The 13,229-nt window shown below is 69.6% G+C and carries 7 protein-coding genes; 5 read left to right on the forward strand and 2 right to left on the reverse strand.

The annotated features are described in order from the left end of the window. Both ACH4RC_RS40135 and ACH4RC_RS40140 read right to left on the reverse strand, forming a co-directional pair. On the reverse strand, positions 1-1,467 hold a 1,467-nt coding region (locus ACH4RC_RS40135; protein ID WP_398209617.1), incomplete at its 3' end, for a condensation domain-containing protein. After that, the gene (locus ACH4RC_RS40140; RefSeq protein ID WP_398209619.1) at positions 1,464-9,428 is read right to left on the reverse strand and encodes an amino acid adenylation domain-containing protein; all 7,965 of its coding nucleotides are present in this window, start codon (positions 9,426-9,428) and stop codon (positions 1,464-1,466) included. The genes ACH4RC_RS40135 and ACH4RC_RS40140, both read right to left, overlap by 4 nt. A gap of 431 nt (positions 9,429-9,859) precedes the next feature. Between ACH4RC_RS40140 and ACH4RC_RS40145 the strand changes: the two genes are divergently transcribed. Genes ACH4RC_RS40145 through ACH4RC_RS40165 form a run of 5 tightly spaced genes read left to right on the forward strand, consistent with a single transcriptional unit; the run spans position 9,860 to position 12,942 of the window. Further along, positions 9,860-11,263, forward strand: a complete 1,404-nt coding sequence (locus ACH4RC_RS40145) for a class I adenylate-forming enzyme family protein (protein WP_398209621.1) — start codon at positions 9,860-9,862, stop codon at positions 11,261-11,263. Continuing rightward, complete coding sequence (locus ACH4RC_RS40150; protein WP_398209622.1) at positions 11,260-11,544, forward strand: hypothetical protein; 285 nt, start codon at positions 11,260-11,262, stop codon at positions 11,542-11,544. The genes ACH4RC_RS40145 and ACH4RC_RS40150 overlap by 4 nt, the downstream gene beginning before the upstream one ends. After that, the gene (locus ACH4RC_RS40155; protein WP_043382691.1) at positions 11,541-11,741 is read left to right on the forward strand and encodes an MbtH family protein; all 201 of its coding nucleotides are present in this window, start codon (positions 11,541-11,543) and stop codon (positions 11,739-11,741) included. Before ACH4RC_RS40150 ends, ACH4RC_RS40155 begins: the two co-directional genes overlap by 4 nt. A gap of 8 nt (positions 11,742-11,749) precedes the next feature. Then, entirely contained in the window at positions 11,750-12,313 is a 564-nt protein-coding gene (locus ACH4RC_RS40160; RefSeq protein ID WP_398209624.1) for a hypothetical protein, read from the forward strand. Beyond that, complete coding sequence (locus ACH4RC_RS40165; RefSeq protein ID WP_398209626.1) at positions 12,310-12,942, forward strand: DUF6875 domain-containing protein; 633 nt, start codon at positions 12,310-12,312, stop codon at positions 12,940-12,942. The genes ACH4RC_RS40160 and ACH4RC_RS40165 overlap by 4 nt, the downstream gene beginning before the upstream one ends. Positions 12,943-13,229: the final 287 nt, after the last annotated feature.

Here is a 13,229-nt window from a genome sequence, read left to right on the forward strand (position 1 = left end):
ATTCAACTCCCCGTACGACAGCGCGGCCCCCTCCCACACCACCGCCACCGCATCCGGCGCCACCGCCACCCGCTCCTCGAACAACCCCGGCAACGACACCCGCGAAGACTCGGCGACCGCAGGAACCGCCAGCACAGCCGCCCGCTCCTCCGCGGAGAGCAGATCGATCCGCCCGACCGGCCGGGAAGGATCCGTGACGAAGAGATCGAGCACCCGGATCAGCCGATCGACGAACCGGGTGGCCGTCGCGCGGTCGAACAGGTCGTCGCGGTAGTCCAGGCGGAGGTACAGACGGCGCCCGGGGGCGGCGATCAGGGTCAGTGGGTAGTGCGTCGCGTCCCGTCCACGGGCCAGGTCGGGGGTGATCCACAGGCCGGTCTCCGGCCGCTCGCCGGCTTCGTCCCACGGGTAGTTCTCGAAGACCAGTGAGGTGTCGAAGAGGTCGCCGAGGCCCGCCAGTTGCTGGATGCGGGCGAGCCCGAGGTGATGGTGCCCGGTGAGCCGCGACTGCGCGCTCTGCACCTGGCGGACGGTGGCCAGCAGTGATTGCGCCGGGTCCATGGACACCCGTACCGGCACCATGTTGATGAGCAGACCCACCATGTTCTCGACGTCTGGCAGTTGAGGGTCGCGCCCGGCCACAACGGCCCCGAACACGACGTCGTCGTGGCCGGTGCGCCGGCTCAGCACCAGCCCCCAGGCGGCCTGGAGCACGGTGTTCAGGGTCACGCCGTGCTTGCGCGCCCGGTCGGCCAGCGCTGCCGTGCGGTCCTCGTCCAGCTCCACCGTGATCCGCTCCGGCATCAGTCCGGGGCGGCCCGGGTCCACCGGGGCGAGCAGCGTCGGCTGTTCGAGTCCGCCGAGCGCCTCCCGCCAGGCGGCCTCCGCCGCCGGCTGGTCCTGCTGCGTGAGCCATCCCAGGTACTGCCGGTAGGGGGCCACTCGGGGCAGCACGGTGGCGTCGCCCTGGCTGTCGTACAGCGTGGTCAGCTCGCGCACGAGCAGGGGCGTCGACCAGCCGTCGAGCAGGATGTGGTGGGTGGTCATGATGAGGCGGTGCCGTTCGGCGGCCAGGCGCACCAGGGAGAAGCGCAGCAGGGGCGGCTCGGCCAGGTCGAAGCGGCGGGCGTGCTCCTTGGCGGCGAGCCGGGCCAGCTCCGCCTCCGCGTCGGCGTCGGGGAGGGGCGACAGATCGAACTCGTCCCAGGGTACGTCTGCCTGCCGTGGTATCAGCTGTACGGTCTGGCCGGACTCCACCTGGCGGAAACCGGCGCGCAGGTTCGGGTGGCGTCGGACGAGTGCGAGCATGGCGGCCCGCAGCCGCGCCGCGTCGAGGGCGCCCTCGATGGCGAAGACATGCTGCACCGCGTAGACGTCCGCGCCGTCCTGCTCATAGCGGGAGTGGAACAGCAACCCCTCCTGCATCGGAGAGAGGGGGAGGATGTCTTCAAGGCCGGACGACGTCATTTCTGCACCCTCCACGCTGCTTCGAGCTGCTCGATGTCGTGCTGGCTGAGTTCGGTCAGGGGGAAGTCCGAGGGGCTGTGGCCGCCGGTGCCGGAGCTCTCGCCGTGCCGGACCAGTCCGCGGATCGCCCGGAACCAGAGGTCGGCCAGGGCTCGGACGTGCCGTTCGGTCCAGAGGTCCGGCGCCCAGCTCCAGACGGCCTCCAGCTCCGGCCCGCCCGGGGCGTCGCGGACCATGCTGTTCACCTCGAGCCCGTGCGCGAGCGCGGTCGCCGGGTCGGCGCCGCTCAGCAGGCCCGTCTCGGCGGCCACGGTCCATTCCGGGCGGCCGGGGACCACCGGGGCGCCCGCCGAGGGGAACCGGCCAAGGTAGTTGAATCCGAGTTGCGGTACGGCGAGCCCGGCGAGCTCCGGTCCGGTGCCGGGATCGAGATGCCGCAGCAGGCCGTAGCCGATGCCCCGGTCGGGCAGGGAGCGGACCTGCTCCTTGACCCGTTTCAGGGCCTGCCCGAGCGGCGGCCCGCCGTCGACGACCTCTTCCCAGGCCAGGGGCCCCGGGTCGACGCGGACCGGATACAGCGAGGTGAACCATCCCACGGTGCGCGAGAGGTCCGTGCCCTCGACGATCTCCTCGCGCCCGTGTCCCTCCACATCCACCAGGAGAGCCGTGTGCCGTCCGCGTGCGTGGGTCCGGCGCCACTGAGCGACCGCCAGGGCGAGCGCGGTGAGCAGGACGTCGTCGACCTTTGCGTGGAAGCCCGTGGGCACCGTCGTCAGGAGCGGGGTGGTGACCTCGGGTGGCAGGGAGAGTGTGAGATCGCGGGCGCGGCCCACGGTGTCCCGTGTGGCATCCAGCCGGCCGGCGGTCAGCGGTGGGTCGGCCGCGGTGAGCAGTCCGGTCCACAGGGCCGCCTCGGCGGTGCGGGCCGGCTGCCGGGCCTCGACGGCGAGGAGACTCGCCCAGCGGCGCAGGGAGGTGCCCACCGGGTCCAGCCGTGGAGGTCGACCGTCCTCGACGGCCTCGCAGGCTGCGATGAGATCGGGCAGCAGGATCCGCCAGGACACCCCGTCGACGACGAGATGGTTGACGACGACCAGCAGCCTGCCCCGTTCGGCTGGTCCGGCGTCGAACCAGACGACCTGGAGCAGCGGGCCACGCGCGGCGGACAAGCGGGCGGACGCCGCCTTCGCCTGTGCGCGGACCAGCGTCGCGTCGACGGCGCCGCCGGTCTCGACACGGTGAATTAGGTCCGCGGCCGGGACGGACCCCACCGGGCCCACCTGGAGCGACCACTGCCCATCGTCCTGACCGCTCGGTGTCCGGGTCAACCGCAGCGCGTCGTGGTGGTCCACGAGCGCCTGAACGGCCGCGACGAGGTGGTCCTCGCGCAGTCCGGCCGGCACCTCCAGCAGCATCGCCTGATGGAAGGCGTCGATGTCGCCACCGCGCGCGTCGTACCAGCGCATGATCGGGGTCGGAACCATCCCTCCCACGCCCGAGTCGTCGGGGCCGGGCGCCGACACGGCCAGTTCCTCGGCGACCTCGGCCAGTCCAGCCGCGGTCCGCTGCTCGAAGACGTCACGGACCGCGAATCCGACACCTGCCGAGCGAGCGAGGCTGACCAGCCGGATCGAGACGATGCTGTCACCGCCGAGCGCGAAGAAGTCGTCGTCGGGCCCGACCTCGTCCACGCCCAGGGCCTGCGCGATCAGCGTCCCCAGCAGTCGCTCACGCTCGGTCCGCGGCTCACGACGCGGCACGTCCGCCCCCGCGCCCGGATCGGGTGCGGGCAGCGCGGCCAGGTCGAGCTTGCCGTTGGCGGTCAACGGCAGCCGGTCCAAGGTGACGTACGTGGACGGCGCCATGTACTCGGGCAGCCGCTGCCGTACGAACTCACGCAGGTCCGCCGGTGTTTCGTCGGTGTCGGGGACGATGTAGGCGATCAGGCGGGTGCTGCCGGGCTGCTCGTGGTGGGCGACCACGGCGGCCTGCCCGATCGCCGGATGGCCGGTCAGCACGTTCTCGATCTCGCCGGGCTCGATCCGGAAGCCACGGATCTTGACCTGCTGGTCGGCGCGGCCCATGTACTCCAGATCCCCGGCGGCATTACGGCGCACGAGGTCACCGGTGCGATACATACGCCCGCCCGGCTCAAGGCCGTAAGGGTCGGCGACGAACCGCTCAGCCGTCATGCCCGCCTTGTTGAGATAGCCGCGGGCCAGACCCGCCCCGGCGATATACAGCTCGCCGGTCACCCGCGGCGGGACCGGCCGCAGGCGCGCGTCCAGGACATAGACCCGGGTGTTGGCCATCGGACGGCCGATCGGTACCGTCGCACCGCCACGGTAAGGGCGGGACACGGGGTGGTGGGTGGCGAAGGTGGTCGTCTCCGTCGGCCCGTAGCCGTCCACGACCATCAGCTCCGGGCAGGCCTCGTGCAGACGCTGCACCGTGGCCCCGGACACGGCCTCGCCGCCGCTCCATACCTGATGCACCCCCGACAGCGCCTGTGCAGCGTGCTCGGTGATCACGTTCAGGAGGGAGCTGGTCAGCCACAACGCGGTCACGCCGTGGGTGGTGATGGTGTGGTGCAGGGCGGGCACGTCCAGGTCCCCGGCCGGGGCCACGACCACGGTCCCGCCGTTCAGCAGCGGCACCCACAACTCATAGGTCGAGGCATCGAACGCGGCCGGCGAGTGCAACAGGACGCGTCGATGCGCCGAGCGGTCAAAACGCGGGTCCAGAGCCAGCGCGGCCACATTGCCGTGCGTCACCACGATCCCCTTGGGCGCACCCGTCGAACCCGAGGTGTACATCACATACGCCGCATCCCCCGCACACACACCCACCCCGGGATCACCGGGGTCGGACGCCAAGGGCTGAGGAGACTCGGTTCGGAGCAACTCCACGGCCTCGGCACCTGATGCCGGAATCGACTGTTCGTCGGCGATCAGCAAACGTGCTCCGGTGTCGGCGAGGACGTGGCGGATGCGCTCGGCCGGGTAACGGGCGTCGAGAGGCACATGGACGGCGCCGGCTTTCATCAACCCGAGGACCGTGGTGACCGACGCGATCGAACGCTCCAGAAGGACACCAACCGCGTCACCGGGCAGCACTCCCCTGCCGACCACATCGTGCGCGAGTTCATTGGCCCGCGCGTCGAGCTGTGCGTAGGTGAGAGTGGTGGCACCGTCAGTGACCGCCGGGGCATCCGGTGTCTGTGATACCTGACGCGCGAACAGCTCGCCCAACGACGCATCCGGCACGGCATCCGTCGTGTCGTTGAAGTCGACTACGGCATACCGGTGTTCGTCGGGAGTGAGGATGTCGATGTGGTTGAGGGGCCGGTCGGGGTGGGTGGTGGCGACGTCGAGGAAGTGGAGCCACCGCTCGAACAGCGCCCGCACCGTGGAAGCGTCATAGATGTCGCTGGAGTACTCGACCGCCCCACTGATCCCCTGCGGCTCCCCATGAGCACCGCGCCGTTCGGCAAGGCTGAATAACAGGTCGAACTTCGCCGTGCCCGTCCTGCCCAGCTCGACCTCGGCTCGCATCCCTGGAAGCTCGAGTTCTGTCTCGGGCGCGTTCTGGAGGGCCAGCATCACCTGGAAGAGCGGATGGTGCGACAAGGTCCGGGCCGGATTGAGCAGCTCGACCAGATACTCGAAGGGAACATCCTGGTGCGCGTAAGCGGCCAGACTCCTCTCCCGCACCCGAGTGACCAACTCCGTAAGACTCGGATCACCGGACGTGTCCGTGCGCAGCACCAGCGTGTTGACGAAGAACCCGATCAGCTCATCCAACGCCTGATCTGTACGCCCCGCCACCGGACTCCCGACCGGAACGTCCTCACCCGCCCCCAACCGGGACAGCAAGGCCGCAAGCCCCGCCTGCAACACCATGAACAGACTCGCGCCCGACGCCCGCGCCAGATCCGCCAGACGCCGATGCAGATCCGGATCGATGTCGACCGTGACGTAGTCACCTTGGTAGGTCATCACCGCCGGGCGCGGACGGTCCGTCGGAAGCGTCAGCTGATCCGGCAGACCCGCCAACGCCTCCGTCCAGTACGCGATCTGCGTCGCGAACAGACTGTCCGGATCATTCTGGTCACCCAGAAGTTCGTTCTGCCACAACGTGTAGTCCGCATACTGCACCGGCAGCCCACGCCACTGCGGCACCCGCCCCTCCACCCGCGCCGTATACGCACGAGTCAGATCAGCAGCGAGCGGACCCAACGACCAACCGTCCCCCGCGACGTGATGCAGGACGAGCAGCAGCGCGTGTCGGTGTTCTGACACCGTGAACAACTCGGCGTGCAGCGGGATTTCGGTGGCCAGGTCGAAGGCATACCGGGCCGCTGACTTCAGGGCCTCCGGCAGCTCCGTCTCGGTGATGTCGGTGGCGGGCAGTTCGACGCTCACGCTGTCGAGGACGTGCTGGTACGGAGCGTCGTGGGCCTCCGGGAACACCGTCCGCAGACTCTCGTGCCGGGCCACCACGTCACCGAGCGCGGCACGGAGCGCGTCACGGTCCAGCTCACCGCTCAGCCGCACGACGAGCGGGATGTTGTAGGTGGCGCTCGGCCCCTCCATCTTGTGCAGGAACCACAGCCGCCGCTGGGCGGACGAGAGCGGAAGGGTCTGCGGGCGTTCCCGCGTCGCCAGGGGCGGCCGAGCGGGTGCCGCGGTGTCGAGGAGTGCGGCCACCGCGGCCGGCGTCGGACCCTCGAACAGCGCGCGCAGCTCCAGCTCCACGCCGAACGCGGCACGGATCTGGGCGATCAGACGGGTGGCCAGCAGCGAATGCCCGCCCAGGTCGAAGAAGTCGTCGTCCACGCCGACCCGAGCCAGACCCAGCACCTGCGCGAACAGATCGCACACGATCTGCTCCTGCGGCGTACGCGCCTCCCGCCCCGGCCTGAGCACGGTGAAGTCCGGCTCCGGAAGCGCCGCCTTGTCCAGTTTGCCGTTGGCGGTGAGCGGCATGCGCTCGAGTACGACGACGGCGGCGGGGAGCATGTAGTCGGGCAGCCGGCCCCGCGCGAAGTCCCGTACCTCTTCGGCACGGAGGGCTTCCCGTGCCACCACGTAGGCGATGAGGCGGGCATCGCCGGACTGTTCTTCGCGGACCACCACCGCCGCCTCAGCGATGTCGGGGTGGTCGGTCAGCACGTTCTCGATCTCGCCGGGCTCGATGCGGAAGCCGCGGATCTTGACCTGCTGGTCGGCGCGGCCGACGAACTCCAGCTCGCCATCGTGGTTCCACCGCACCAGGTCACCGGTGCGGTACATCCGCGTACCCGGCTCGGCCGCGTAGGGGTCCGCCACGAACCGCTCGGCAGTCATCGCGGGCCTGCCCAGGTAGCCGCGCGCGACACCGGCCCCCGCGACGTACAGCTCCCCCACCACGCCGGGCGCCACCAGCTCAAGCCCGGGGCCGAGCACATACGTCCGCAGGTCGGGGATCCCGACGCCGATGACGCTGGCCGCCGCCGCGGTTGCTCGCTCCCGTGTCAGCGGCTGGTACGTCACGTGGACCGTGGTCTCGGTGATGCCGTACATGTTGATCAGCGCCGGCGTGTCGTCGGGGTGGCGCCGGTACCAGTCGGCGAGGCGGGACGGCTGGAGTGCCTCACCGCCGAACACCACCGTGCGCAGGGCGAGTGCACGGCCCGTCGGGGAGGCCTCGGCGTCGGCCTGCGCCAACTGGTAGAAGGCCGACGGCGTCTGATTGAGGACAGTGACGCCGTGCTCGGCCAGCAGATCCAGGAACGCGCCGGGCGCCCTGCTCACCTCGTACGGCACCACGACCAGCCGGCCGCCGTGCAGCAGCGCTCCCCACAGCTCCCAGACGGAGAAGTCGAAGGCGTACGAGTGAAACAGCGTCCACACATCGTCGGGGCCGAAGCCGAACCACTTCCGGGTGGCGTCGAAGAGCCGCACCACATTGCGGTGGGCGACGACGACGCCTTTGGGCCGGCCGGTGGAGCCGGACGTGTAGATGACGTACGCGGGATGACCGGGCGCGAGCGCGGTGACAGGGTTGTCCGCGGACCGACCCGTCACATCGAGCACGTCCAGCAGCAGTACGGGCATCTCCTCGACCATGGCTGCCGAGGGACGATGCTCACTCGTCGTCAGCACAAGAGCGGGCCGCGCATCGGCGACCATGTGCGCCACACGAGCCGCCGGATACCCCGGATCGACAGGAAGATAAGCCGCACCCGCCTTGAGCACCGCCAGGACAGCCACCACCAGGTCCGCACTCCGCGGCAGCGCCAGAGCCACCACATCCTCCGGACCGACACCACGACCGACCAGCTCATGAGCCAACCGGTTCGCCCGCTCATTCAACTCCCCGTACGACAGCGCGGCCCCCTCCCACACCACCGCCACCGCATCCGGCGCCACCGCCACCCGCTCCTCGAACAACCCCGGCAACGTCACCCGCGAAGACTCGGCGACCGCAGGAACCGCCAGCACAACCGCCCGCTCCTCCGCGGAGAGCAGATCGATCCGCCCGATCGGCCGGGAAGGATCCGTTGCCGTGACGGCTCGCAGGGCCGTGCGCAGGCGCTGGTGGTGAACGGCCAGTTCGTCGTGCGTGCAGAGGTCGGGGTGGGCGTTCACGTCGACTGCCGGTCCGGCGCCGTCGCGCCGGTCCCACACGGCGAGGGTGAGGTCGCCCACCAGGCCGGAGGTGAGGTTGTGCGCGGTGGTCGGCAGACCGGCGAAGGTGATCGCGTAGTCGAAGGACATGACGTTGACGACCGGTGCGTACCACGTCCCCAGGCGGCCGGGCAGTGCGAGGTCGCGCTGAATGTCCTCGGCCCGGTACCGCTGGTGACCGCCCAGTTCGCGCACGCGCTCGCCGATCTGGGCGAGGAGCTCACCGAGTGTCAGCTCGGGCCGTAGCGTGAGCCGGAGCGGCAGGACGTTGGCGGCCGTGCCGGGGGTGCGGCGCTCCACCTGGGTGAGGCGGGCCGTCACCGGCAGGCCCAGGACGACGGTGGTCGTGCCGGTCGTCCGGTGGACGTGGAGGGCCGCGGCGGCGATCACCAGGTGCGACCAGGGGGCGCGGGCCCGGCGGGCCGCGGCGCGCAGTGCCGTGTGTTCCGCCGGCTCCAGTGCGGTGGTGTGCCGGAGATAGCGCTCCGGTGTGGTCGACGGCGTGCCGACGATTCCGGACGGCCGCGGACGGTCGGCGAAGCGTTCCGTCCAGTACGCCCTGTCCTGGGCGAACCGCTTCGACTCCTGGTACGCCTGATCGGCCGTGACCAGGTCGGACAGCGTGCCGAAGGGGCTGGCTCCCACCGGGCCGCCTCCGGCGAGGGCGGTGTAGACGTCGGCGGCCCGGCGCGTGATCAGCAAGGCCCCGAAGGCGTCCATCACGGCATGGTGGTAGCCCTGGTACCACCAGAAGCGGTCGGCGCTCAGCTTCAGGAGCGCGTACTCGAACAGCGGGCCCTCGGTCAGGTTCATGGGCCGGGCGACCGCGGTGTCCATCCAGTCGCGGGCGGCCTGTTCGGGGTCCGGCTCCGCACTGAGGTCGGCGACCGCGAGCGGCCGGTCGACAGGCTCCTGAAGCGCTTGCCGGACCTCGCCGGCTTCCTCGACGAAGCGGACGTGCAGCGCCTCCGCTTCGGCGACGACGAGTCCCAGGGCTTGCGCGAACAGCTCCGCGTCCACACGTCCCTGAATCTCCAGGTACTCCCCCACCCGGAAAACGCGATTTCCTCTCCCCAGTCGCTGCTCGGCGATCCATATCTCGCGTTGCGCAGCCGTGAGGGGCAGCGTGGTGCACGTGGTGCCTGCACTGACGGACAAGTCTCCACCTCCGAGAATTCCCCCGCACGGATGGCCGGAGAGGCAGGAATGAAACTCACGATGTCCTGAGATACGCGTCGTCAATTCGATCGCGCAGAAGTGGGCAGAAACAGAACGGCGACCTGCGCGCATCCTGCGCTCTGTCGAAGCGACATGGATCGCCGTGCGTGAACTGGAGCCGGACGCAATCGCCCGGAAACGCGGCAGAGGGAACCTAACTCCCGAAGATCCGGAGGGTCAAGGAGATCAATCTCCTATGCCACGAGCAGGTCCGGGCCGTGTCCCGCCGGCGGGACACGCGGGACGACCCGGCGGGGCGTGGCCGACGCTCGCCATACGCTGCACGAAGTTCTCCCCGGCGGCACCGCGCCCCGCCGGTGCGGCGGCCCGCGTCGGAACCTGCGCGCCGATCGGAGGCCGGTCGGAGGAGGTTCGAAGGCGGTTCGGAGGCGGTTCGGCTTGATCGATGGGCTCTTGCCCGCCGTTTCTCGACAGTGTTAGCTTCATTTCTCATAAATGCCGATCACACGTTTCCCGAGGCTGTTTCACAAAAGGAAACCCGTATGGCAAAAACGCAGTGGGTAAGTCATCTGCTGAACCGTGGCGCGGACGACGACCCGTGGGCCGTTTCGAGCGCTTCGGTCACCCGGGGACAGTTACGCGGCGCGGTAGCCGAATTCGAGAAGACTTTCCGTGACCAGGGAATCGGCGAAGGCAGCTCGGTTCTCCTGAGGATGACGCCGAGTTTCACTTATATTCAGGTCCTGTTGGCCCTGTGGAGCCGTGGCGCGCAGGTGGTCCTGGTCGACTTCCGGCTCAAGCCGGCCGAATACGAACCGCTGGTCCGGCTGGTGCGTCCGCAGTACCTCGTCGCCGCGTCCGGCGCCGGCGGGCCGGTGACCGGGTTCCGGCAAGGGTCCGGCTTCACGGCCCGGCGGCTGCCGGACGGCCGGCCCGCCGTCGACGGCATACAACTGGTGCAGTTCAGTTCGGGCTCGTCCGGCCGGCCCAAGGTGATCGGTCGGCCCGCCGAGTCCGTGCTGGCCGAGATCGACCGGCACGCCGCGCTCCCGGGAGTCCCCGGCGCGGGCGACCGGATGATGCTGCTGAACTCGGTCATGCACAACATGGGGCTGGTCAGCGGCGTGCTGCACGCCCTCGCCTCCGGGGCGACGCTGATCGTTCCGCCGACGCTGCGCCCGGCCGAGGTCCTACGGCTCATGGCGACCGGCGGGGCGACCGCCGTCTACGGCACCCCGGTCCATTACGACCTGCTGTCCCGCGTCGCCGACCGGCCTCGACTGCCCGCGCTGCGCCTCGCGGTGTCCGGCGGCGAGCGGGTGCCGCAGGAGACCTTCGAGAACTTCCGCGCACGCTTCGGCCTGTCGGTCAGCCCGGTCTACGGGCTGACCGAGATCGGACTGATCGCCGGTGACCTGTCCGGCACGTCCGTCCCTCCGCAGCTGGGGCTCCCGGTGCCGGGGGCCGAGGTCAAGGTCGTCGACGAGGAGCTGTACGTGCGGATGGACCGCTCGCCGTATCTGTACGGCGAGCACGCGGACCGCTACACGGACGGCTGGCTGCGGACCTACGACCGGGTCCGGCAGGACCCCGCGACCGGGATGCTCAGCATGCTCGGCCGGGCCGACTCGCTGGCCGTGATCGGCGGACTCAAGGTCGATCTCACAGAAGTGGAGAAGGTCCTTCTGGCCCACGACCGGGTGACGGAGGCCGTCGTGACGCACGGAGAGGTCATCGAGGCGTTCGTGGGCGCCGACCCGGCCGTCGACGCGGACGAGTTGACGGTCTGGTGCCGGGAGCGGCTGAGCCCCGTCAAGATCCCCAAGAGGTTCCACGTCACGCGACTGCTGCCGCGGAACTCGATGGGGAAGCTGGTCCGCGACCGCGCGCTGATGCACGGACACGTCATGTCGGACTCGCCCTCGCGGGCACAGGGGGTCCGGTGATCTCCAAGGACGACCTCAGGGCGATATTGACCGAGAACGCGGGCCTCGGGCCGTCCGAGGAGCTGACCGACGACGCCGAGCTGGTGATCGACTCCTTCACCCTGGTGGTCCTCCAACACGTCCTGGAGGAGCGGCACGGCGTGGTCATCGACCCGCAGTTCGACGAGATGGCGCAGTTCACCTCGATCGACGGCATCCACACCTACCTGACCGGCATCGCACAGGAACCGCGACCGGCCCATCTGGCCCCGTCCGACCCCACGCGCAGGGAGCGATCATGAGCAACCCCTTCGAGAACCCCGACGGCACCTTCCTGGTGCTCGTCAACGACGAGGGCCAGCACTCGCTGTGGCCCTCCTTCGCCGAGGTGCCGGCGGGCTGGACCGTCGCGCTCGGCCAGAGCGACCGCCAGACCTGCCTCGCCTACGTCGAGGAGCACTGGACCGACATGCGCCCGCTGAGCCTCGTACGCCGATAGGAGTCTCGATGGACGACGCCGCATTCCAGCAGCTGCTGCTACGGGAGGAGGACCTCGAGGAGTCGTTCTACGGCGAGGAGCCGAGCGCCGCCTACGATCCCGCCTTCGTCTCCGGCGACGAGTCGGGACGGGCCATCGTCGACCTGACCAACATGCTCACGCACGGCACCCATCCCGAGACGGTGCACCACGCCTCCGCGCTGTTCACGAACGTCGTGGGATCGGTGGTGTTCCACCATGTCGCCCAGTTCGGCGAGGCGACCTGCCGGGAGATCTACCAGGAACTTCACGACGCGGTGCACGCCTGCGCGCAGTACCGGATGGAGCTCAACGACGGTGTGCGGCTCGACATCTCCAGGGTGGACCTGACCCCCGTCGAGCTGGGAGACGGCGGTTTTCTGGCGCGGTGGCTGTCCACCGTCGACCACTTCCGTATCGAGTCCGCCTGGGTGGTCGTCGCGAAGGACGACATTCTCACCTTCGTCAACGCCCGGGTCCCGGAGGAGTCGGAGGTCCAGCGGCTCGCACGCGTCGCCGTCGACCGCGTCGCCGAACTGACCGGTGCGTCATGACGTCCACGGCATCCATGGTCGACTTCGCGTCCGCGCTGGACACGGTCGAGGAATGGCTGACCGAGTACATCTCGGCGAGCCATCCGGAGATCGGCCGCTCGGGGCCCATCTGTCCGTTCGTGGCACCCTCACGCAAGAACCGGACGATGGAGATCCGCCTGCGGCTGGCCGGCCACGCGCCGACCCTCGAGCTGATCGAGGAGATAGCCCTCAGCAGCCTGCGAGAGTACGAGCTGACGTCCTGGCAGGGTCGCAATCCCATGCTGCGGGCCATGGTGGTCGCACTTCCCGACCTGCGCAGCGAGGACACCGGGCTGCTCGACCAGGCCCATGCCCGGGTGAAGGACGCCTTCGTGGCCCAGGGGCTCATGATCGGCCAGTTCCACGAGAACTGCGAGGTGACAGCCGCACGCAACCCCCGCTTCACGGTGAGCAAGGCACCCTTGCCCTTGTTCGCCATCCGCGCCATCGCCCTGCACGACGTCTTCTTCCTGTCCGAGCGACCGCACTGGTTCCAGCAGTACCGGGAGCGGTTCGGCAAGTTCTTCGGATCTGGGTCCGCCTCGATGGACCCGCACTTGGTGGAGCGTTACCAGGTGGCCGAGCGGGCTCACTGCAGTGCGCCGTGAATGCTGCTCGCCGCCCGCTGTCTGGATCGTGGTGGCTGCATGCGCGAACACGAAGAACGTCGAGGGCGACATCCGGCTGGCCGTTGGTGTACTCGACTCTGACAACTGCTCCGAGAATGTGGAACGCAAGGCGAAGAAGCATGCCTTCGACCCTTACGTGTCGGAGTGCGAGTGATCCGGTGATCCCATGCCCCGGTAACAGCCCCTGCCGCATCTGCCCGGCAGGGGCTGCCGGGCTCCCTTCGGACGAGGCGGAGGTCAGCATCGTCCATGTGCTTCTTCGGGCA

Source organism: Streptomyces sp. NPDC016845 (assembly GCF_044332585.1).
Classification (GTDB): Bacteria; Actinomycetota; Actinomycetes; order Streptomycetales; family Streptomycetaceae; genus Streptomyces.